This window comes from Cupriavidus sp. MEYA8 (genome assembly GCF_059278825.1).
In genome coordinates this window covers 2,926,446-2,947,664 of the sequence record NZ_CM181221.1, presented here as the reverse complement: position 1 = coordinate 2,947,664, position 21,219 = coordinate 2,926,446, and the positions used below count along the sequence as shown (strand labels likewise).

Genomic DNA, 21,219 nt, shown 5'->3' with positions numbered 1-21,219 from the left:
GCAAAATACAGGGGGCGGCAGTGATGCCGCCCCTTCTTTTTTGTCCCGGCGGCCGCCGGCATTGCGGTCGCCAACGCCCGAATACCCGATGTCCTCTGCCGAACGCACGCGGCGCCGCCGCCTGCTGCTCAAGATCCTGCCGCTGGGCGCCATGCCTGTCCCGATGATGCACGCCGCCGCCGAGGCGCCGGCCGGCAACCGTCCGCTCGCGCTGGTGCTGCCGTTCCCGCCCGGCGGCAGTGTCGATATCGTCGCGCGCCAGCTGCAGCCGGGGCTGAAGGCGGCGCTGGGGCAGACCGTGGTGGTCGACAACAAGCCGGGCGCCGGCGGCCTGATCGCGTCCAGCACCGTGGCGCGCGCCAGGCCTGACGGCAGCACGTTGCTGATGGCCTTCGATACGCACGCCATCAACCCGTTTGCCTACAAGCAGCTGCCCTACGACACCTTCCACGATTTCACGCCGATCTCGCAGCTGGTGCGCTTTCCGCTGGTCATCGCCGCCAATCCCTCGCTGCCGGCCGCCAATGTGCGCGAACTGGTGGCATTGGCCAAGGCCAAGCCCGACAGCGTGCGCTATGCCTCGTCCGGCATCGGCAGCCTGAACCAGCTTGCAGCCGAGGCGCTGGCGACCGAAGCCGGCATGCACATGCTCCACGTGCCCTACAAGGGCGGCGGCCCGGCCGTGCAGGCGGTGCTGGCCAATGAGGTCGATATCTTTTTCAGCAGCTATGCCGCGGTACAGGCGCACGTGGCCGCGCGCACCATCAAGGTGCTGGGCGTGACCGGCACCAGCCGCCTGCGCCAGTTGCCGCAGGTGCCGACCGTGGCCGAGCAGGGGCTCAAGGGTTTTGAAGCTTATTCCTGGATCGGCGTGTTCGGGCCCGCCAACCTGGCCGCGGCAACGGTCACGCGGATCCACCAGGCGCTGGTCGAGTCGCTGCGCCAGCCGCGGGTGGTCGATGCGCTGGCCGCGCAGGGCTTCGAGATCGTCGGCGGCAGCCCGGCCGACCTCGGCAAGCTGGTGCGCCAGGAGCACGACAAGTGGCAGGCCGTGGCGCGCAAGGCCAATATCCAGTTCGAATGACGGCGGCCGGCGCAGGCGCGCCCGCCGCACAGACCGAGGTGATGTCAATGGCAAGCCAAGCGGAAATGTTTGACCATGCGGTGGTGGTGTGTCCCGACCTCGATGCGGGGGCGCAGGCCTGGCAACGGCTCGGCTTTACGCTGACGCCGCGCGGCTACCACACGCTGGGTTCGCAGAACCATTGCATCATGTTGGGGCACGACTACGTCGAGCTGCTGCACGTCACAGCGCCCACCCCCAGCCGCCAGTACTACTGGGACGCGCAGGCGCGCGGCGGCGGCTGCGCGGCAATGTCGTGCAAGAGCGACGACGCCTTCGGCGCCGCCGCACGGCTGCGTGCGTCGGGCTGGTACACCTCGGATCCGATCGAGTTCTCGCGCCCGGTGCGGCTGGACGACGGCAGCGAACATTCCGCCACCTTCCGCGTGACCGCGCTCGACGATGCCCCGGGCGCGCGCTATTTCGTCTGCGAGCACCGCACGCCCGAGCTGCTGTGGCGGCCGGAATGGATGTCACACGCCAACGGCGCCGACAGCATCGCGACCATGTTCCTGGTGGTGGCGCCCGCGCTGGTCGATGCCGCGGCGCGGGCCTATGCGGAACTGACCGGCGGCGAGCTGACGCAGCTGAGCGAGCACGTCAGCAGCCTGGCGCTGGATGACGCCGCGCTGGTGGTCAGCACGCCGCAGGCGCTGGCCTCGGCGACCGGCACGGCGCATGTGCACAGGGAGGTGCCGGGATACGCCGCGATGCGCCTGCGTACCGGCGACCTGGCCGCGGCGCGCGCGCTCTGGCGCAACGCCGGTGTGCCGACCCTCGACCTCGGCCCGCGCGAAACGCTGGTGCCGGCCGAGGCGGCCGGCGGCGTGGCGTTGCTGTTCGAACAGCGCAGCTGAAATGCAAACTGGCGCCACAGGGCGCCAGTCTTCCTTTGCCAGCGTGAATGAGCGTCAGGCCTTGGCGTGATGCACCCCGGTCGAGCCGAAGCCACCGGCGCCGCGCTCGCTGTCTTCGCTGAACTCGTCCACCGTCGTGAAGACCGGCCGCAGCACTGGCACGAACATCATCTGCGCGATGCGCTCGCCCGGCTGGATCACGATCGGCTCGGTGCCCGGCGCGTTGCGGTTCCACACGCTGACCATGATCTGGCCCTGGTAGTCGGCATCGATCACGCCGATCGAGTTGCCCAGCACCAGGCCTTTCTTGTGGCCGAGGCCCGAGCGCGGCACGATGGTCGCGGCCATGTAGGGGTTGCCCATGTGCACGGCGATGCCGGCCGGCACTAATTGCGCGGGCGTGCCCGGGGCGATCGACACCGGCGTGTCGACGCAGGCATGCAGGTCGATGGCGGCGGCCATTTCGCTCTGGTAGGCAGGCAGGCCCCATTCGTTCAGGCGGGCATCGAGCACCTTGATTTCGACGGTGGGGTTCAGAGGCTGGGTCATAGACAATCTCGGGGAAATTCGTTTCAACAATCAGGGACGCGGCCGCCCGGGCAGGCGTTGGCCGATGGCGGCAACGAGCTGGCGCGCCAGCGACAGCTTGTCGGCGCGCGGCAGCCGCGTCATGCCGGCGGCATCGAACAGCACGATCTCGTTGTCGTCCAGGCCAAAGGTATGGTGGCCGATATTGCCGACCAGCAGCGGCACGCCCTTGCGCTGGCGCTTCTGTTCGCCGTACTGCTCCAGGTTTTCGCTTTCGGCCGCGAAACCGACGCAGTAGGGCGCATCCGTGCGCGCCGCCACGGTGGCGAGGATGTCCGGGTTCTGCACGAACTGCAGCGTGGGCGTGTCGGTGTCGTTGGCCTTCTTCAGCTTCTGCCGGGCCACTTCGGCGGGGCGCCAGTCGGCCACCGCGGCCACCGCGACGAAGACGTCAGCGCCGGGCAGCTGTGCCAGCACTGCATCATGCATCTGCTGCGCGCTGCGCACATCGGTGCGCACCACGCCGCGCGGCGTCGGCAGGCTGGTCGGCCCGGCCACCAGCAGCACTTCGGCGCCGGCCTCGCGCGCCGCGCGCGCGATCGAGAAGCCCATCTTGCCCGACGACAGGTTGGTGATGCCGCGCACCGGGTCGATTGCCTCGAAGGTCGGCCCGGCGGTGATCAGCACGCGCTTGCCTTGCAGCGGCTTGGGCTGGAAGAAGGCGATGATGTCGTCGAGCAGTTCTTCGGGCTCGAGCATGCGGCCGTCGCCGACCTCGCCGCAGGCCTGGTCGCCGCTGCCCGGCCCCAGGATGGTCACGCCGTCGGCGCGCAGCTGCGCGGCATTGCGCTGGGTTGCCGGCGCTGCCCACATCTGGCGGTTCATCGCCGGCGCCACCAGCAGCGGGCAGTCGCGCGCGATGCACAGCGTGCTCAGCAGGTCGTCGCACAGGCCGTTGGCCAGGCGCGCCATGAAGTCGGTGGAAGCGGGTGCGATGACAATGGCGTCGGCCTCGCGCGAGAGGTCGATATGCGCCATGTTGTTGTCGATGCGGGCGTCCCACTGCGACAGGAACACCGGGCGGCCGGACAGCGCCTGCATAGTCACCGGGGTAATGAAGTGGGTCGCCGCCTCGGTCATGGCCACCTGCACGGTGGCGCCGGCCTTGGTCAGCAGGCGGACCAGCTCGGCCGACTTGTAGCAGGCGATGCCGCCGGTCAGGCCGAGAACGATGTGCTTGCCGCGCAAATCCATGGTGGGGAACCTGGCTGGGGGGAAAGGGAAATGATACCGGGGAAGCCGGCTGGAGGTTTGCTTCCCAAGATGGTTTGCTCCCCTCTCCCGCCCGGCGGGAGAGGGGAACACAATCCGGCAGTTCAGTGCTTCCGCACCCGCCGCAACTCATCCACGATCAGCAGCACCGCGCCGACCGTGATCGCGCAGTCCGCGACATTGAAGGCCGGCCAGTGATACCGGCCCGCGTAGAAATCCAGGAAGTCGACCACGTGCCCGTAGACCACGCGATCGATCACGTTGCCGACCGCGCCGCCCAGGATCAGCGACACGGCGAAGCAGAACAACCGCTGCCCGGTATGCCGATACAGCAGCCACACGATGAACGCCCCGACCACGAGGCCCAGTCCGGTAAAGAACCAGCGCTGCCAGCCGCCGGCGTCGGCCAGGAAGCTGAATGCCGCGCCCTTGTTGTAGACCAGCACCAGGTTGAAGAAGCTCGTGACCGGGCGCGACTCACCGTAAGTGAAGCTGCGCACGATGACGATCTTGAAGAACTGGTCAAGCAGCACCACCAGCAGTGCGAACGCCAGCCACAGCAGCGGCGTGGTGTTGCCCGCGGCCTTGCTGCCGCGGCGCGCCGGCCGGGCGGATCGGGACGTGGTCGATGCCATCAGGCGTGGCTCCTGTGTTCACCGGCGCCGAACAGGTTGCTGTCGCAGCGGCCGCAGAGGGTGGGGTGGTCCGGGTTGTGGCCGACATCGGCGCGGTAGTGCCAGCAGCGCTCGCACTTGGCATGTGCCGACGGCGTTACCGTCACCAGCAGGTCGCCGGCTTCGGGCGCGGCGGTGACCTTGGCCGACGATGTCAGCAGCACGAAGCGCAGGTCGTCGCCCAGGCTCTGCAGCGCCTGCAGCACCGGGCCGCCGGCCTGGATGGTCAGCTCCGCCTGCAGCGACGAGCCGATCTCGCCTTCGACGCGCACCGCTTCCAGTTGCTTGGTGACTTCGGCGCGCACTTCGCGCAGCGTATGCCATTTCTGCAGCAGGTCGTCGGCGTCGTCCATTTCCGGCACCGGGTAGTAGGTGCTGGTGAAGATGGTGTCGGTGTGCTCGGTGCCGTGGACAAAGACCTGCCACGCTTCCTCGGCGGTGAACGACAGGAACGGCGCCATCCAGTGCAGCATCGCCTGGGTGATGTGGTACAGCGCGTTCTGCGCCGCGCGGCGGGCCTTGGAGTCCGCCGCCGTGGTGTAGAGGCGGTCCTTCAGCACGTCAAGGTAGAAGCCGCCCAGGTCTTCCGAGCAGAAGGTCTGCAGCTTGGCCACCACCGGGTGGAATTCGTAGGCCTCGTAGTGCGACAGCACTTCCTTCTGCAGCCGGTCGGTCAGCGCGACGGCGTAGCGGTCGATCTCCAGCCATTCCGACGCCGGCAGCGCGTGCTTGCCGTGGTCGTAGTCGGACAGGTTCGACAGCAGGAAGCGCAGCGTGTTGCGGATGCGGCGATAGCTTTCCACCACGCGCTTGAGGATCTCGTCCGAGATTGACAGCTCGCCCGAGTAGTCGGTCGAGGCCACCCACAGCCGGATGATCTCGGCGCCCATCTTGTTGGAGATGTCCTGCGGCGACACGGTGTTGCCGACCGACTTGGACATCTTGCGGCCCTCGCCGTCGACGGTGAAGCCGTGCGTCAGCAGCGCCTTGTACGGCGGCTTGCCGTACAGCATCGACGCGGTCAGCAGCGACGAATGGAACCAGCCGCGGTGCTGGTCGGAGCCTTCCAGGTAGAGGTCGGCAAGGCGGCCTTCGGCTGTGTCGGCGGCCGGGTCGTACAGGTCGTCGCGGTGCGAGCCGCGGACCACGGTCCAGTGCGTGGTGCCGGAGTCGAACCAGACGTCGAGCGTGTCGCGGTTCTTTTCGTACTGGCTGGCTTCGTCGCCCAGCAGTTCGGCCGGATCCAGCGTCTGCCAGGCTTCGATGCCTTGCTGCTCGACGCGTTTGGCGATGGCTTCCAGCAGTTCAGGCGTGCGCGGATGCAGCGCGCCGGTTTCCTTGTGCACGAAGAAGGCCATCGGCACGCCCCACTGGCGCTGGCGCGACAGCGTCCAGTCCGGCCGGTTGGCGATCATGTTGTGCAGGCGCTGCTTGCCCCACGCCGGGTAGAACTCGGTGGCATCGATGCCGGCCAGCGCGGTCTCGCGCAGGGTCGGCACGGGCTTGCCGTTCTCCTCGGTCGGATCCACGTCCATGCCCGCAAACCACTGCGAGGTGGCGCGGTAGATGATCGGCGTCTTGTGACGCCAGCAGTGCATGTAGCTGTGGGTGTACTTGTGCGAGTTGAACAGGTTGCCCGATTCCTGCAACGCGTCGACGATCTTGGGGTTGGCATCCCAGATCGACAGCCCGCCGAACAGCGGCAGCGTGCCGGCGTAGACGCCGTTGCCCATCACCGGGCTGATGATGTCGCTGTCGGGCATCCCGTGCGCCTTGCACGACTGGAAGTCTTCCACGCCATAGGCGGGCGCCGAGTGGACGATGCCCGAGCCGGTGTCGGTGGTGACGTAGTCGCCCAGGTAGACCGGCGACAGGCGGTCATATCCCGCGTCCATCTTGGCCAGCGGGTGGTGGAAGCGGATTTCCGACAGCGCGGCGCCGGTTGCGGTGGCGATGACCTTGCCTTCCAGCGCGTAGACCTTCAGCTGCTCCTCGACGCGCTCGGTGGCCAGGATCAGGTAGCCGCGCGGCGTGTCGACCAGCGCGTATTCCACTTCGGGGTGCACGTTCAGCGCCTGGTTGCTCGGGATGGTCCACGGCGTGGTGGTCCAGATCACGATCCAGCCGGGCTTGGCGTTGATCTGGTCGAACGGCACCTTGAAGGCGTGCGCCAGCTTGTCGGCCTCGGCAAACGGGAAGCCCACGTCGATCGACAGGTCGACCTTGTCCTTGTACTCGACTTCGGCCTCGGCCAGCGCCGAGCCGCAGTCGAAGCACCAGTTCACCGGCTTCAGGCCGCGGAACACGTAGCCCTTTTCCATGATCTTGCCGAGCGCGCGCAATTCGTCCGCCTCGTTGCTGTAGTTCATGGTCAGGTAGGGGTGGTCCCAGTCGCCCAGCACGCCCAGGCGCTCGAAGTCCACCATCTGGCGCTTGATCTGCTCGGTGGCGTACGCGCGCGCCTTGGCCTGGACTTCCTGCACCGGCAGGCCCTTGCCGAATTTCTTCTCGATCTGGATCTCGATCGGCATGCCATGGCAGTCCCAGCCCGGCACGTAGACGGCGTCGAGCCCGCTCAGGCCGCGCGCCTTGATGATCATGTCCTTGAGCACCTTGTTCACGGCGTGGCCGATGTGGATATCGCCGTTGGCATACGGCGGGCCGTCATGCAGCACGAACTTCTTCGCGCCCTTGCGCGCCGCGCGGATCTTCTTGTAGAGCTGCTTCTCCTGCCACTGCTTGACCCACTGCGGCTCGCGCTTGGGCAGGTCGCCACGCATGGGGAAGGGCGTGTCGAGCAGGTTGACGGGATACTTGTTTTTCTGGTTCTGATCGGACTTGGCGCGTTTGTCGTCGGACATTTCGATTCTCGGAGCAATTCGTTTGGCGCGCGGCCGGCAGCAGGCCGGGGCGCGCGCGGGAAGACTGGGCGGGGCATGCGAACCGGGCCCGCGCACACTGGCGGGCGCCGGCCGCTAGCTAATTCGGTCGGTGGCGGAGGTAGCGAAGTCGCGGCCGCCGGTGCCCTCGGCAGCGCCGGGCGCGGTCAGGCCGAAGAACCCGCGCGCGTCGGCGCTGTCCTTGGCGATCGCGGCGGTCAGGTCTTCCAGGTTGTCGAAGCGCGCCTCGTCGCGCAGCTTCTTCATGAATTCGACCCGTACCAGCTTGCCGTACAGGCTTTCATTGAAGTCAAAGAGGTGGACTTCCAGCAGCACGCGGCCGGCGTCCTCGATGGTCGGGCGCACGCCGATGCTGGCCACGCCGGGCAGCGGGTGGTCGGCAATGCCATGCACCTGCACCACGAAGATGCCGTTGACCGCCGGGCGCTTGTGCGAGATGCGCAGGTTCAGCGTCGGGAAGCCCAGGTCGCGGCCCAGCTTGCGGCCGTGGATCACGTGGCCGCTGATGGCATAGCCGTGGCCCAGCAGGCGCCGCGCGTGCTCGAGGTCGCCATCGGCCAGGGCCTGGCGCACCGCCGAGCTGGAAATGCGGATGCCGCCCTCGGAGACCGAGCCCATCTGCTCGACGTCGAAGCCGAACCGGTGCCCGGCGTCCTGCAGGTAGGCGAAGTCGCCCGCGCGCCTGGCGCCGAAGCGGAAGTCGTCGCCGACCAGCAGCCAGCGCGTGTGCAGGCCGTGCCACAGCACGTTTTCAACGAATTCCTGCGGGGACTGGCTGGCAAAGTGGGCGTTGAAGTGCTCGACCACGACGCGGTCCACGCCGTTGCGGCGCAGGCTTTCCAGCTTGTCGCGCAGCAGCGCGATGCGGGTGGGCGCCTTGTCCGGGGTGAAGAACTCGCGCGGATGCGGCTCGAACGTCATCACGCACAGCGGCAGGCCGCGCGCGTCCGCCGCCGCGCGCGCGCGCGCAAGCAGCGACTGGTGGCCGCGATGCACACCGTCGAAATTGCCGATGGTGAGCGCGCAGGGCGCCCGGCTCTCGGCGTTGGGCAGGCCGCGGAAGACTTTCACGGGGACGGCGGGAAATGTTTCGGGTAAAGCGGGCATTATAAGGCGAATGGGTCGGCTTGCCGCTGCCTGCGCCCCCATGTGCGCTAAGCTGCTGTTTTTGTGCTGCATCCGCCTACCCCGGCATGGCGCGATACGGCAAAAGGCGGCATGATATGCACCACTTGTGTGTCACGCCGACGTCACATGCAGCCAAAACGCGCGCGACACGACATTTCTTGCCGCTTTTTCTCGCCTTGCGCCTGCCATCTCAAGCCAGCCACATTTGAACGCGCTGCCCAACCGGTTCCTGTCCCGGCTTCTCCCCCGGCTTCGGCCCCATATACTGCCGCAATCGAGCGGTGAGCTTGACGTCGAGACCCGCGCCAAGCTGATGGCCATCGTGCACAAGAATGCGCCGACCGCCATCGTCGCTTCCGTGCTGCTGCCGGCGCTGACCACGCTGGGATTCTGGGGCGAAGTCAGCCACGCCGCACTGCTGGGTTGGTGCGCGATCATGCTGCTGCTGACCGCGGGCGGCCTGTGGTTCCATGTCGGCTACCAGCGCGACGGGGCCTCGATGAGCCGTTCCGCGCATACGCGCAGGTGGTGGAACAACATGCGCGTGCTGGCGCTGCTGACCGGGGTAACCTGGGGCAGCTCGGCACTGCTGCATTTGTATACGGACTCGGTGGTCTTCTCCAGCGTGCTGTACCTGCTGACGCTGGGCGTGCTGGCCGGCGGCGCGGTATCGCAGGCCCCGGTGCCGTCCAACCTGGTGTACGCCGGCGTGCCGATCCTGGTGCCCAGCATCCTGATGGCGGAGTTCGCCTTCCCCGGCCATGGCGCTTATGTACAGGGCCTGCTGGTGATCTACGCGCTGATGCTGTCGCGCCATGCCTTCAACCTGCAGCTCACGCTGGTCCGCGCGATCCAGCTCGAGGGTGACAGCCGCCGGCTGGCCAAGCAGTTCCAGGAAGAAAAGGAGCGCGCGCTGCATGCCAGCGAAGAAAAATCGCGCTTCCTCGCCGCCGCCAGCCATGACCTGCGCCAGCCGGTGCATGCGCTGGTGATGCTGGTTGAAGCGCTGCGCGCGCGCAACCAGTCGTCGTCGCTGCATCCGCTGGTGGAGCAGGTGGCGGCGGGCACGCAGACCATCGACCTGCTGTTCCGCTCGCTGCTGGACCTGTCCAAGCTGGAAGGGCGCAAGGTCCTGCCGACGCTGGAGCCGTGCGAGCTGGGCGCGCTGATCCGCGACGTGATGAGCCAGTTTGCCGCCGACGCCCGCGAAAGCGGCCTGATGCTGACGCCGCGCGTGCCCGACGAACTGTACGCGATGGCCGAGCCGGTGCTGCTGCGCCGCGCGCTGTTCAACCTGGTGCAGAACGCGTTGCGCTATACCCAGCGCGGCGGCGTGCTGGTGACCGCGCGCCAGCGCCGCAAGCACGTGCGGCTGGAGGTGTGGGACACCGGCGCCGGCGTCACGCCCGAGCACCTGCCCGATATCTTCTCGCCGTACTACCAGGTCAACAACCCGCAGCGCGACCCGTCTCAGGGCCTCGGCCTCGGCCTGGCGATCTTCAAGGAGTGCGTGCGGCTGATGCGCGGCACCTATGGCGTGCGCTCGGTGCCGGGCAAGGGCTCGGTGTTCTGGTTCGCCCTGGCCCCGGTGCCGGCCGAGACCGTCGCCAGCGTGCGCGAGATGCGTGCCATGGCGCAGGCCCAGGAAGCCAAGCCCGACCGGCTGCAGGGCACGGTGCTGGTGGTCGACGACGACAGCCAGATCCGCAAGGCGTGGATCGCGCTGATGGAGGCGTGGGGCATCCACGTGGCCTGCGCCGCGCACGGCGCCGAGGCCGACAAGCTGTTTGCCAAGGGCCTGCGCCCGGACATCATCTTCTGCGACCTGCGGCTGCCGGGCAGTGAGAACGGCCTGGACCTGCTGGAGCGCTGGCAGAACACGCAACCGCAGGCGCGCAGCGCGCTGCTGACCGGCGACCTGAAATCGGCCGCGCTGGCGGCGGCGGAAGAGGCGGGGTATTTCGTGCTGCCCAAGCCGGTGGACCCGGCGTCGCTGCGGATGCTGCTGCGGCGATGGCTGCGCCCGGCTTAGGCTGGGGAGGGCAAGTGCGGCGCCTTACTGGCGCAGGCGGAACCGTTCCATCCGCGACATCACCTGCATCCGGGTACGCACGCCCAGGCGTTGCAGGATCGCCGACACGTGCTCCTTGACCGTGTTCTCGGTCAGCCCGAGCCGGCGCGCGATCACCTTGTTCGGCAGGCCTTCGAGCACCAGGGCCAGCACGGACCCCTGGCGCGGCGTCAGGCCCAGCTCGGCCGGCGTAACCGGGATGCCGTGCGCGGGGCCAAACGACTGGGCCCGCCCGTTCAGGGCTTCATCGGTAGGGAAGGAGGTGTCACCCGCCAGCACCTTGCGCACCGCGGCGGTGAAGGCATTGGCATCGAGATGCTTGCCGACGAAGCCGCATGCCGACAGCGCACGGGCGCGGCCGACGATTTCGGGCGTGGCTTCTGCGGACATGAAGATAAAGCGCGCCCCGGGGATCACGGTCTTGAACGACTGCATGGCATCGAAGCCGGTGCCGTCGTTCAGCCAGATATCGAGCAGCACAATATCCGGGCGCAGCCCCTGCTGCAGGCTCGCCAGGGCTTCTCGGGCACTGCCGGCGGCGTGTACCGCGACATCCGGCATGACTTCGGCAAGGAAGGCCGTGGTGCCTGACAAGGCCATAGGATGATCATCGACCACCAACAACGTCGGTGCAGCGTTCGACATGCGAGTTCCCGTCTAATTTCCCGTTTTGTCCTTGTTGTCACCCGCTCGCTTGGAGCACTGTGTCGTGAAAAACCTGCACAGGATTGGCGCGTGGACGTAGCGCCCACTCTAGCAGAGGGGGCGAAGCGTCACAATCCATCAATCGGGGGTATGCGGCGCCATCGTCACATGTTAGGGGCATTGCACTTGTCCGGATCTGCTGAATTAAGTACCTAATGGGTTCGCTTTACCGGAGTTTAGTGCCTCGCCTTGGTAGAATTGCGCGATGAAAAAAATTGTCATCTTGATTTCCGGGCGTGGCTCCAACATGGAAGCCATCGTCCGTGCCTGCGCGGGCGGCGGTTGGCCGGCGCGCGTGGCAGCGGTGCTGTCGAACCGGCCCGATGCCGCCGGGCTGCAGTTCGCGCAGCAGCAAGGCATTGCCACCGGCGTGGTCGACCATCGCCAGTTCCCCGACCGCGCCTCGTTTGATGCCGCGATGGCCGAGGCCATCGATGCCCACGCCCCCGACCTGGTGGTGCTGGCCGGCTTCATGCGCATCCTGACGCCGGGTTTTGTCGACCGCTATGCGGGCCGGCTGCTGAATATCCACCCGTCGCTGCTGCCGTGCTTCCCGGGGCTGAACACCCACAAGCAAGCGCTGGACGCCGGCGTCAAGCTGCACGGCGCCACCGTGCACTTCGTTACCCCGGAACTCGACCACGGTCCGATCGTGATCCAGGCCGCACTTGATGTGCTGCCCACCGACACGCCCGAAAGCCTGGCCGAGCGCCTGCTCGACTGCGAGCACCAGATCTATCCCCGCGCCGTCCGCTGGTTCGTCGAGGACCGCCTGCGACTGCAGGACGGCGTGGTCAACGTTATCAACCCGGCCGAGCCGCAACTGCTGATGGCCATCTCCGCCCATACCCGGGCGGCAGGAGTCGAGGCATGAGCCGCAACCAGGCAGGAACCCGTCCCACCCGTAGCGAGGGCCACGCGCCGCCGCGCGGCAAGAGCAAGGGCAAGGGCAAGGGCAGCCCCATCCGCAAGCCCGCCAACGGCAATGCCGTCCGCGACGGCGCGCCGCGCATGCACGGCGGGCTGCACGCCTCGCATATCCAGCATATCGACCGCCTGCTTGGCAAGGTCATGCTGTTCGCCCGCCCGGCCGATGCCGTGGTGAGCTATTACTTCCGCGAGAACAGCAAGCTGGGCCATCGCGAGCGCGGCATCATCGCCGAGGCCATCTATGCGGTGCTGCGCCGGCGCGTGGAGTTCGCGCAGTTTGCGGAAAGCGGCACCGGCGCCAGCTCGCGCCGCCTGGCGCTGCTGGGCCTGGCGGCCACGCTCGGACGCGACGTGCTGACGCCGTTCCTGCACCCCGAAGAGGCCGAATGGCTGGACCGCCTGACCACGATCGAGCGTTCCAGCCTGGCCCCGCGCGTGCGCACCAATCTGCCCGAATGGCTGTACGACGAGCTGGTGCGCCGCCATGGCGAAGAATTTACCGCGGCACTGGGCGATGCCTGGCTGCGCCCGGCGCCGCTTGACCTGCGCGTCAACCTGGGCAAGACCAGCCGCGATGCGGCGCTGGCCGAGCTGCAATCCGCCGGCCTGGGCGCCGAGCCGACGCCGATGGCGCCCGCCGGCATCCGCATGACCGGCAAGCCCGCGCTGAACCAGCTGCCAATCTTTGTCAACGGCCTGGTCGAGGTGCAGGACGAAGGCAGCCAGCTGCTGTGCAACCTGGTGGCGCCAAAGCGTGGCGAGATGGTGGTCGACTTCTGTGCCGGCGCGGGTGGCAAGACCTTGGCGCTGGGCGCCGCGATGCGCTCCACCGGCCGGTTGTACGCCTTCGACGTGTCGGAAAAGCGCCTGGCCAACCTGAAGCCCCGCCTGGCGCGCAGCGGCCTGTCCAACGTCCATCCGGTCCTGATCGACTCCGAACGCGACGCCAAGATCAAGCGCCTGGCCGGCAAGGTCGACCGGGTGCTGGTGGACGCGCCGTGCAGCGGGCTGGGAACGCTGCGGCGCAACCCCGACCTGAAGTGGCGCCAGACGCCGGAATCGGTGCTGGAGCTGACTGCCAAGCAGAGCGCTATCCTTGAGTCGGCGGCGCGCCTGGTCAAGGGCGGCGGCCGCGTGGTCTACGCCACGTGCTCCGTGCTCGAAGCCGAAAACGAGGCCATCGTGCGCGATTTCCTCGCCGCGCACCCCAACTTCCGCCTGGTTCCGGCCAGCGAGGTGCTGGCCGACCAGAAGATCGAAGTGCCCGCGTTGCCTCAGGATAGCGGCATGTTCGCGCTGTATCCGCATCTGCACCAGACCGACGGCTTCTTTGCCGCGGTGCTGGAACGCACCAGCTGACGCCTGTGGCCGCCGCCCGTCTGCAGCGGACGGCGGCCCTCAACCTGAGTCTCCCCGATGAACGGTGAAACCCTGTCCGGCCTCGGCGGCGAGCTGACGGCCTCCCATTCGATGTTCGGCAAGATGCTGGACGACCTGATCCGCGATGCCGGCGGCCCGGGGTTCTTCTGGCAGCTGCTGGTGCTGGCCGGCTGCCTCGCGGTGGCGTGGCCGCTGGGGCGCTATGTGGTGCACCGGCTCGAGGCGCGCTACGCCAGTTCCAGCTTCTCGCTGCGCTTTGCAGCCGCCAGCCTGGAGCGGGCCATGTTCCCGCTGGCAGGTTGGGTGCTGGTGATGGTCGCGCGCTTCGCGCTGGAGCCATTGATCCCGATCAGCGTGCTGCGGCTGGCGCTGGTGCCGCTGTTCGGTATCACCTCGCTCAATGTCGTCTTCTATATCCTGCGGCGGGTCATGTCCGGCAGCGGGCAGTTGCACGGCATGCTGCTGCTGGTGGAGAAGGTGCTGACCACGCTGGTGTGGATCGGCATGGCGCTTTATGTGCTTGGCGTGCTGTCGGAGGTGGTCGCGTGGATGCAGGACGTGCGCTTCTCGATCGGCGGCAAGCAGAAGATCAGCCTCGCCGACACGCTGATGGCGGGGGTCTGGATCCTGCTGACGGTGCTGGTGGCGATGTGGTTCGGGTCCTGGCTGGAGGAGCGGCTGATGCGCTCGGCCAACCTCGACGTCAACCTGAAGGTGGTGCTGACCCGCATCTCCAAGGCCTTGCTGCTGCTGGTGTCGCTGCTGCTGAGCCTGTCGCTGGTCGGGATCGACCTGACCGTGCTGTCGGTGTTCGGCGGTGCGCTGGGCGTGGGCCTGGGCCTGGGCTTGCAGAAGATCGCGAGCAACTACATCTCGGGCTTCATTATCCTGCTGGACCGCTCGGTCAAGCTGGGCGACCAGATCACGGTGGACAAGTACACCGGCATCGTGTCGCAGATCCGCACCCGCTACACCGTGGTGCGCAACGGCGACGGCGAGACGCTGGTGCCGAACGAGCAATTGGTGGCGCAGTCGGTGCAGAACCATTCATTCTCGAACACCAATGTGCGCGTGGCGACGCGTGTCCAGGCCGACTACAGCGCTGACCCGGAGACCGTGATCGCACTGCTGACCGAATGCGTGCGCGAACTGCCGCGCGTGCTGAAAGACCCGGAGCCGGCGGCCTTCCTGGTGCTGTTTGCGGACAGCGGCATCGAGTACGAAGTCGCGGCCTACATTGCCGATCCACAGAACGGAAAGCTAGGGGTGCAATCCGCGATGAACCGCGCCATCTGGCGCACGCTGCGCGAGCACGGCATTTCGATTCCCTATCCCCAGCGTGAGCTGCGTGTGATGCACGAGACGCCGATGCCCGGACCAGGCGCCCCCAAGGCAAGTACCTTGCCGGAAGCCGCCAACGCCACCTAGACTGTCACCTGAGCGTCACAGGACCGTGCAGATGCCAGCCAGGCGGCGAGTTCGGCACCCCACGGAACGAAAACCGTTGCACCCCGTCCAAATCCGGGAAATAGCGTATGCTTGCGCCCTCGCCAATCCGGTAGAATGCCGGGTTGTCGCGGGTTGAGACATCCCGCTCCCACATCAGACAGCCGCCAGATTGCAGCGGCTCGTACCTTGTCCCGCCTGCCACGGCCGGCGCCAGACTCGCGTGCCAGGGAGCCCGGAGCGACTTCGGGTCCCGAGGCAAGCGCCAGACAGCTATCGCAATCAATAGATTCGCAGCTATTTTTTCTGCGCGTTGTGTGCACCGGCCAGCCGGCCTGCACGGGAAAGTCCTGTTTAACCGACGGAGAACAGTTTGTTCGACACTATTCTTGACTGGGCCGCCAACGGCCTTGCCAATTGGGCCTGGTGGGAGATCGTCATCTACACCCTGGTGATGACGCATATCACCATCGCTGGCGTCACCATCTTCCTGCACCGCTGCATGGCGCACCGGTCGCTGGACCTGCACCCGATCGCCCAGCATTTCTTCCGCTTCTGGCTGTGGCTGACCACCGGCATGGTCACCAGGGAGTGGACCGCGATCCATCGCAAGCACCACGCCAAGTGCGAGACCGAGGACGATCCGCACAGCCCGCAGACCCGCGGCATCCGCAAGGTGCTGCTGGAAGGGGCTGAACTCTATCGCGCCGAGGCCAAGAACAAGGAAACCATCGCCAAGTTCAGCCATGGCTGCCCGAATGACTGGATCGAGCGCAACCTGTACTCGCGCTTCACCTGGCAGGGCGTTGGCCTGATGCTGATCATCGACCTGGCGCTGTTCGGCGTGATCGGCATGTCGGTGTGGGCAGTGCAGATGCTGTGGATCCCGATCCATGCCGCCGGCATCATCAATGGCCTGGGCCACTGGTGGGGCTACCGCAATTACGATTGCGAAGACGCGTCAACCAATGTGTCGCCGTGGGGCCTGATCATTGGCGGTGAGGAACTGCACAACAACCACCACACCTACCCGACCTCGGCCAAGTTTTCGATCAAGTGGTATGAGTTCGACGTGGGCTGGGGCTATATCCGCGCGATGCAGGCGGTCGGCCTGGCCAAGGTCAAGAAGACCCCGCCCAAGGCGCGCCTGGTGGAAGCCCGTCCGGTCGATCACAACACGCTGGAAGCCATCATCGCCAACCGCTATGACGTGATGGCGCGCTACGCCAAGGCCGTCAAGGGTGCGTTCCGCCAGGAACTGGACAAGCTCAAGGAAGGCGGCGTGGCCGAGTACCGCAGCTTCAAGCCCGCCAGCAAGTGGTTCCACCGCGAGGAAACCAAGCTGGCCGCACAGCAGCGCGAGCAGCTGGCGAGCATCGTCGAGCAGAACAAGGCGCTGCAGACCTTCGTCGAAATGCGCCGTGAACTGGCCGCCATCTGGGGCCGTTCCAACCTGACGCGCGAGCAGCTGCTGCAGCAGCTGCAGGCCTGGTGCCACCGTGCCGAGGCCAGCGGCATCCAGGCGTTGCACGATTTCTCGCTGCGCCTGCGCCGCTACGCCTGATACAATTCGGCCGCGCCGTATGGTTTGACAAAGCCCCGCCCATGGCGGGGCTTTTGTTTTAGATAAACTCCCCCATGTTCTGGCCGGCCGCACCCTGTTGGCGGAGGTCTAGAGGAGTACCCGGAGATGACCCCACAATCGATCAAGACCGTCGAGTTCGAGAAGCCGAACCTGGCGGATGCCGAAAACGCCACTGGCGGCAGCTGCGTGGCCCATGCCTGGGCCAAGGTGCCGCCGGTGCTGTCGCCCGATGAGCGGCAGTCGCTGAAGGCGCGTATCCGCCGCTTGCTGAAGGAACGTAATGCGGTGCTGGTGGCGCACTACTACGTCGACGCCGACCTGCAGGACCTCGCCGAAGAAACCGGCGGCTGCGTCTCCGACTCCCTCGAAATGGCCCGCTTCGGCCGCGACCACGAAGCCAAGACCCTGGTGGTGGCCGGCGTGCGCTTCATGGGCGAGACCGCCAAGATCCTCAGCCCCGAGAAGACCGTGCTGATGCCGGACCTGGATGCGACCTGCTCGCTCGACCTGGGTTGCCCGGCCGACGAATTCGCCGCCTTCTGCGATGCGCACCCGGACCGCACCGTGGTGGTGTACGCCAATACCAGCGCGGCGGTGAAGGCGCGCGCGGACTGGATGGTCACGTCGAGCATCGGGCTGAAGATCGTCGAGCACCTGCACGCGCAGGGCAAGAAGATCCTGTGGGCACCCGACAAGCACCTGGGCAGCTATATCCAGAAGCAGACCGGCGCCGACATGCTGCTGTGGCAGGGCTCGTGCCTGGTGCACGACGAGTTCAAGGGCATCGAGCTGGACCTGCTGCGCCGCGAATTCCCCAACGCCAAGATCCTGGTGCACCCGGAATCGCCCGAAAACGTGGTGGCGCAGGCCGATGTGGTCGGCTCCACCTCGCAGCTGATCGAAGCGGCGCAGAAGCTGGACGCGACCGAGTTTATCGTTGCCACCGACAACGGCATCCTGCACAAGATGCGCATGGCCGCGCCTGGCAAGCACTTCATCGAGGCGCCGACGGCCGGCAACAGCGCGACCTGCAAAAGCTGCGCGCACTGCCCGTGGATGGCGATGAATGCGCTGACCAACCTGGCCGAGGTGCTGGAGACCGGGCGCAACGAGATCCACGTCGACCCGGCCATCGGCGTCAAGGCGGTGACCTGCATCAACCGCATGCTCGATTTCGCCGCGGCGCAGAAGCGCAATGTGCGTCCGTCGTCCGACCTGGCGAAGGAACAGGCGCTGTTCCAGGGGATCGGCCCGGCATGAGCGTGAATCCGATTTTCGACAGCTACGGCGCAGCGCTGCACGCAGCGCTGCAAGCCAATGTGCAGGCCGCCATCGCCGAGGATGTCGGCAGCGGCGACCTGACCGGCCTGCTGGTGCCCGCTGGCAAGCCCGCGCACGCGCGCGTGATCGTGCGCGAAGCGGCGGTGCTGTGCGGACAGCCGTGGTTCGATGCCTGCATGCGCGCGGTCGACCCGGCGCTGGAAGTGCGCTGGCTGCAGGAAGAGGGCGCGCGGATGGCGGCGGATTCCGTGGTGTGCGAGATCACCGGCCCGGCGCGCTCGCTGCTGACTGCCGAACGCCCGTCGCTGAACTTCCTGCAACTGCTGTCCGGCGTGGCCACCGTGACGCGCCGCTATGCCGACCTGATCGCCGGCACCCGCGCGCGCGTGCTGGATACCCGCAAGACGCTGCCGGGCCTGCGCCTGGCGCAGAAGTACGCGGTCCGCATCGGCGGTGGCGAGAACCAGCGGCTGGCGCTGTACGACGGCATCCTGATCAAGGAAAACCATATCGCCGCGGCAGGCAGCATCACCGCCGCGCTGCAGGCGGCGCAGGCGCTCGATACCGATGCGTCGGTGCAGGTCGAGGTCGAGTCGCTGGCGGAGCTGGAAGAAGCCCTGGCAGCAGGCGCGAAGTCGGTGCTGATCGATAACTTCACCGTGCCGATGATGCAGGACGCGGTGAAGATCAACCAGGGCAGGGCGCTACTTGAGGTGTCGGGCGGCGTCAATGCCGAGACCATCCGCACTTTCGCCGAGACCGGCGTGGACCGGATCTCGGTGGGCGCATTGACCAAGGACGTGCGCGCGACGGATTACTCGCTGCGTATCATCGGCTGACGCATCGCCAGCCCGAAGCCAAAACGGGGTGGAGCCATCAGGCTCGCACCCCGTTTTTTATTGCTGCGCGGCGCTCAGCGCTTGCGCACGGCAGGCGGTTGCATCACCGTAGGCAGGGCCTTCGGCAGCGAATCCGGATAGTCCCGGCTGAAATGCAGTCCGCGGCTTTCATGCCGCGAGTACGCGCTGTCAACGATCAGCGAGGCCACCTCCACCAGGTTGCGCAGCTCCAGCAGGTCGCGCGTGACGCGGAAATTCGCGTAGTACTCGGCGATTTCCTCGCGCAGCAGGCCGATGCGGTGCTGCGCGCGTTCCAGCCGCTTGCTGGTGCGCACGATGCCGACGTAGTTCCACATCATGCGGCGCAGTTCATCCCAGTTGTGGGACACCACGACTTCCTCGTCGGCATCGGACACGCGGCTTTCGTCCCACGCCGGCAGCGTGATATTGGGTGCGCCGGCCTTGTCCTTCGAGGCGATGTCTTCCGCCGCGGCGCGGCCGATCACCATGCATTCGAGCAGCGAGTTGGAGGCCAGCCGGTTGGCGCCGTGCAGGCCGGTGCAGGCAGACTCGCCCACTGCATACAGGTTGCCGATATCGGTGCGGCCCGCGGTATCGGTGACAACGCCGCCGCAGGTGTAGTGCGCGGCCGGCACCACCGGGATCGGCTCGCGCGTGATGTCGATGCCCAGTTCCAGGCAGCGCGCGTAGATCGTCGGGAAGTGTTCCTTCAGGAAGGCTTCGGGCTGGTGGCTGATGTCCAGGTAGACGCAGTCCAGGCCGCGCTTCTTCATCTCGAAGTCAATGGCGCGCGCGACCACGTCGCGCGGCGCCAGCTCGGCACGCTCATCGTGCTCGGGCATGAAGCGGGTGCCGTCGGGCAGCTTGAGCAGCCCGCCTTCGCCGCGCACCGCCTCGGAAATCAGGAACGACTTGGCATAGGGGTGGTACAGGCAGGTCGGGTGGAACTGGATGAATTCCATGTTCGACACCCGGCAGCCCGCGCGCCACGCCATGGCGATGCCATCGCCGGTGGCGGTGTCGGGGTTGGTGGTGTACAGGTAGACCTTGCCCGCGCCGCCCGCGGCCAGCACCGTATGCGTGGCGGTGAGGGTGTGTACCGCGCCGGTATTGTCGTCGAGCACGTAAAGGCCATAGCACCGGTTGCCCGGGAGTCCCAGCTTGCGTGACGTGATCAGGTCGATCGCGAAATGGTCTTCCAGGATGGTGATGTTCGGATGCTGCGTGGCCTGCTGCAGCAGCGTGCTGACCACCGCGTGTCCGGTGGCATCGGCCGCATGGATGATGCGCCGGCGGCTGTGGCCGCCTTCGCGGGTCAGGTGGAAGCCCAGTTCGGCCTGCTCGTCGCGCGTGAATGGCACGCCGCGGTCGATCAGCCACTGGATCGCCTCGCGCCCGTGCTCCACGATAAAGCGGGTTGCCTCTTCGTCGCACAGTCCTGCGCCGGCAACGAGCGTGTCCTGCGTGTGCTCGTCATGGCTGTCGCCGGAATCCAGCACGGCGGCGATGCCGCCTTGTGCCCAGTCGCTGGCGCCCTGTGTCATGGCGCGCTTGCTGAGAATGACAACCCGGTGGGTGTCGGCCAGTTGCAGCGCGACCGTAAGGCCGGCCAGACCGCTGCCGACGATGGCGACATCAAAATTCATGGTGCGGAGAGAGCGCCGCAGGGCGCCAGGCGGATGGGGGAAACGGCAAAGTCTACACCGTGCGCGCCATACCGTGCATCAGTGCACCGGGCGGGATTGGGCGGTGATCGCGCCGGAAGGGCGCGGCACCGGCCGCGGTGTGCCGAACGGCGCGCTTCCTGCCTTCTGCGGGCGCCAACGTCGCGCGTGGAGCGCCGTAAGCAGAACGAGTGGGCAACAAAAAGCCCCGCAACCGGGCGGGGCTTCTTGTCGGGATACCGGATCAATTACTTGATCTTGGTTTCCTTGTAAGCGACGTGCTTGCGAGCGACGGGATCGAACTTCATGATCTCCATCTTCTCCGGCATGGTGCGCTTGTTCTTGGTCGTGGTGTAGAAGTGACCCGTGCCTGCGGTCGATTCCAGCTTGATCTTGTCGCGGCCGCCCTTGCTTGCCATGATGTGCTCCTAATTAGACTTCGCCGCGTGCGCGCAGGTCTGCGAGCACGGAGTCGATGCCTTTCTTGTCGATCAGGCGCAGGCCGGCGTTCGAGACGCGCAGGCTCACCCAGCGGTTTTCGGATTCAACGAAGAAACGACGATTCTGCAGGTTGGGCAGAAAACGGCGCTTGGTCTTGTTGTTTGCGTGGGAAACGTTGTTGCCGACCATCGGCGCTTTCCCGGTCACTTGACAGACGCGTGCCATGAAGCACTCCTAAATCTTATTCGTGGACAATGTTCGCAACAGATCAACAAAAGGCGCGCGGGCCCGGACTGCAGCGGTTGGGACTTCAGTGAAACGTAAATTATAGACCGGAATCCTCCGGCGAATCAATGCCTGCCGTACGATGACGG

The 21,219-nt window shown here is 66.7% G+C and carries 18 protein-coding genes; 9 read left to right on the top strand and 9 right to left on the bottom strand.

Translation table 11 applies throughout. The features are described from left to right. Nucleotides 1–88: 88 nt before the first annotated feature. A complete protein-coding gene (locus tag AC5WJ1_RS13715; RefSeq protein WP_135705875.1) occupies nt 89–1,084 on the top strand; it encodes a tripartite tricarboxylate transporter substrate binding protein in 996 nt (331 codons plus the stop codon). 47 nt (nt 1,085–1,131) lie between these two features. Beyond that, nucleotides 1,132–1,980, top strand: coding sequence for a VOC family protein (locus AC5WJ1_RS13710; RefSeq protein WP_135705874.1), 849 nt, complete (start codon nt 1,132–1,134; stop codon nt 1,978–1,980). Nucleotides 1,981–2,034: 54 nt separating this feature from the next. Here AC5WJ1_RS13710 and dut read toward each other — a convergent pair whose 3' ends face one another. The 5 genes from dut to AC5WJ1_RS13685 form a co-directional block, all read right to left on the bottom strand. Continuing rightward, a complete protein-coding gene (gene dut / locus AC5WJ1_RS13705) occupies nt 2,035–2,529 on the bottom strand; it encodes a dUTP diphosphatase (RefSeq protein ID WP_133092229.1) in 495 nt (164 codons plus the stop codon). A 30-nt stretch (nt 2,530–2,559) separates the two neighbouring features. Continuing rightward, the gene (gene coaBC / locus AC5WJ1_RS13700) at nt 2,560–3,762 is read right to left on the bottom strand and encodes a bifunctional phosphopantothenoylcysteine decarboxylase/phosphopantothenate--cysteine ligase CoaBC (protein ID WP_133092228.1); all 1,203 of its coding nucleotides are present in this window, start codon (nt 3,760–3,762) and stop codon (nt 2,560–2,562) included. Nucleotides 3,763–3,884: 122 nt separating this feature from the next. Beyond that, nucleotides 3,885–4,415 carry a signal peptidase II gene (gene lspA, locus AC5WJ1_RS13695; RefSeq protein ID WP_135705873.1) on the bottom strand — a complete coding sequence of 177 codons (531 nt, stop codon included), beginning with the start codon at nt 4,413–4,415 and terminating at the stop codon, nt 3,885–3,887. Beyond that, on the bottom strand, nt 4,415–7,315 hold the full coding sequence (gene ileS, locus AC5WJ1_RS13690; protein ID WP_133092226.1) for an isoleucine--tRNA ligase: 2,901 nt from the start codon (nt 7,313–7,315) through the stop codon (nt 4,415–4,417). Before ileS ends, lspA begins: the two co-directional genes overlap by 1 nt. 114 nt (nt 7,316–7,429) lie before the next feature. Beyond that, nucleotides 7,430–8,425, bottom strand: coding sequence for a bifunctional riboflavin kinase/FAD synthetase (locus tag AC5WJ1_RS13685; protein WP_133092225.1), 996 nt, complete (start codon nt 8,423–8,425; stop codon nt 7,430–7,432). Between the two features lie 286 nt (nt 8,426–8,711). On the opposite strand from AC5WJ1_RS13685, the gene AC5WJ1_RS13680 reads away from it, so the two are divergent. Then, a complete protein-coding gene (locus tag AC5WJ1_RS13680; protein WP_494476541.1) occupies nt 8,712–10,514 on the top strand; it encodes a sensor histidine kinase in 1,803 nt (600 codons plus the stop codon). Nucleotides 10,515–10,538: 24 nt separating this feature from the next. Here AC5WJ1_RS13680 and AC5WJ1_RS13675 read toward each other — a convergent pair whose 3' ends face one another. Next, nucleotides 10,539–11,198: a response regulator gene (locus AC5WJ1_RS13675; protein WP_133092223.1), complete on the bottom strand. Its 660-nt coding sequence runs from the start codon at nt 11,196–11,198 to the stop codon at nt 10,539–10,541. A gap of 265 nt (nt 11,199–11,463) precedes the next feature. On the opposite strand from AC5WJ1_RS13675, the gene purN reads away from it, so the two are divergent. From purN to nadC, 6 genes are all read left to right on the top strand, one after another. Then, nucleotides 11,464–12,132: a phosphoribosylglycinamide formyltransferase gene (purN, locus tag AC5WJ1_RS13670; protein WP_195431920.1), complete on the top strand. Its 669-nt coding sequence runs from the start codon at nt 11,464–11,466 to the stop codon at nt 12,130–12,132. Beyond that, nucleotides 12,129–13,547, top strand: a complete 1,419-nt coding sequence (locus AC5WJ1_RS13665; protein WP_494476164.1) for an RsmB/NOP family class I SAM-dependent RNA methyltransferase — start codon at nt 12,129–12,131, stop codon at nt 13,545–13,547. Before purN ends, AC5WJ1_RS13665 begins: the two co-directional genes overlap by 4 nt. A gap of 57 nt (nt 13,548–13,604) precedes the next feature. Beyond that, on the top strand, nt 13,605–14,996 hold the full coding sequence (locus tag AC5WJ1_RS13660) for a mechanosensitive ion channel family protein (RefSeq protein WP_133092220.1): 1,392 nt from the start codon (nt 13,605–13,607) through the stop codon (nt 14,994–14,996). Between the two features lie 391 nt (nt 14,997–15,387). Then, complete coding sequence (locus AC5WJ1_RS13655) at nt 15,388–16,578, top strand: DesA family fatty acid desaturase (RefSeq protein ID WP_133092219.1); 1,191 nt, start codon at nt 15,388–15,390, stop codon at nt 16,576–16,578. Between the two features lie 126 nt (nt 16,579–16,704). Next, nucleotides 16,705–17,859 carry a quinolinate synthase NadA gene (gene nadA / locus AC5WJ1_RS13650; RefSeq protein WP_195431918.1) on the top strand — a complete coding sequence of 385 codons (1,155 nt, stop codon included), beginning with the start codon at nt 16,705–16,707 and terminating at the stop codon, nt 17,857–17,859. Continuing rightward, on the top strand, nt 17,856–18,719 hold the full coding sequence (gene nadC / locus AC5WJ1_RS13645; protein ID WP_195431916.1) for a carboxylating nicotinate-nucleotide diphosphorylase: 864 nt from the start codon (nt 17,856–17,858) through the stop codon (nt 18,717–18,719). Before nadA ends, nadC begins: the two co-directional genes overlap by 4 nt. 74 nt (nt 18,720–18,793) lie before the next feature. Here the strand turns inward: nadC and nadB are convergent, their stop codons facing one another. The 3 genes from nadB to rpmB form a co-directional block, all read right to left on the bottom strand. Next, on the bottom strand, nt 18,794–20,386 hold the full coding sequence (nadB, locus tag AC5WJ1_RS13640) for an L-aspartate oxidase (protein ID WP_135705867.1): 1,593 nt from the start codon (nt 20,384–20,386) through the stop codon (nt 18,794–18,796). A 266-nt stretch (nt 20,387–20,652) separates the two neighbouring features. Then, nucleotides 20,653–20,823 carry a 50S ribosomal protein L33 gene (rpmG, locus tag AC5WJ1_RS13635; RefSeq protein WP_010814980.1) on the bottom strand — a complete coding sequence of 57 codons (171 nt, stop codon included), beginning with the start codon at nt 20,821–20,823 and terminating at the stop codon, nt 20,653–20,655. Between the two features lie 13 nt (nt 20,824–20,836). Then, the gene (gene rpmB / locus AC5WJ1_RS13630; RefSeq protein WP_006575661.1) at nt 20,837–21,070 is read right to left on the bottom strand and encodes a 50S ribosomal protein L28; all 234 of its coding nucleotides are present in this window, start codon (nt 21,068–21,070) and stop codon (nt 20,837–20,839) included. Nucleotides 21,071–21,219: the final 149 nt, after the last annotated feature.

Bases quoted from the DNA above. Each gene is read 5' to 3' on its own strand.
- AC5WJ1_RS13665 (WP_494476164.1), top strand. From the start codon at position 12,129: ATGAGCCGCAACCAGGCAGGAACCCGTCCCACCCGTAGCGAGGGCCAC.
- rpmB (WP_006575661.1), bottom strand. From the start codon at position 21,070: ATGGCACGCGTCTGTCAAGTGACCGGGAAAGCGCCGATGGTCGGCAAC.
- rpmG (WP_010814980.1), bottom strand. From the start codon at position 20,823: ATGGCAAGCAAGGGCGGCCGCGACAAGATCAAGCTGGAATCGACCGCA.
- AC5WJ1_RS13660 (WP_133092220.1), top strand. From the start codon at position 13,605: ATGAACGGTGAAACCCTGTCCGGCCTCGGCGGCGAGCTGACGGCCTCC.
- nadA (WP_195431918.1), top strand. From the start codon at position 16,705: ATGACCCCACAATCGATCAAGACCGTCGAGTTCGAGAAGCCGAACCTG.
- AC5WJ1_RS13675 (WP_133092223.1), bottom strand. From the start codon at position 11,198: ATGTCGAACGCTGCACCGACGTTGTTGGTGGTCGATGATCATCCTATG.
- nadC (WP_195431916.1), top strand. From the start codon at position 17,856: ATGAGCGTGAATCCGATTTTCGACAGCTACGGCGCAGCGCTGCACGCA.
- dut (WP_133092229.1), bottom strand. From the start codon at position 2,529: ATGACCCAGCCTCTGAACCCCACCGTCGAAATCAAGGTGCTCGATGCC.
- nadB (WP_135705867.1), bottom strand. From the start codon at position 20,386: ATGAATTTTGATGTCGCCATCGTCGGCAGCGGTCTGGCCGGCCTTACG.
- purN (WP_195431920.1), top strand. From the start codon at position 11,464: ATGAAAAAAATTGTCATCTTGATTTCCGGGCGTGGCTCCAACATGGAA.
- AC5WJ1_RS13710 (WP_135705874.1), top strand. From the start codon at position 1,132: ATGGCAAGCCAAGCGGAAATGTTTGACCATGCGGTGGTGGTGTGTCCC.
- coaBC (WP_133092228.1), bottom strand. From the start codon at position 3,762: ATGGATTTGCGCGGCAAGCACATCGTTCTCGGCCTGACCGGCGGCATC.
- lspA (WP_135705873.1), bottom strand. From the start codon at position 4,415: ATGGCATCGACCACGTCCCGATCCGCCCGGCCGGCGCGCCGCGGCAGC.
- ileS (WP_133092226.1), bottom strand. From the start codon at position 7,315: ATGTCCGACGACAAACGCGCCAAGTCCGATCAGAACCAGAAAAACAAG.
- AC5WJ1_RS13715 (WP_135705875.1), top strand. From the start codon at position 89: ATGTCCTCTGCCGAACGCACGCGGCGCCGCCGCCTGCTGCTCAAGATC.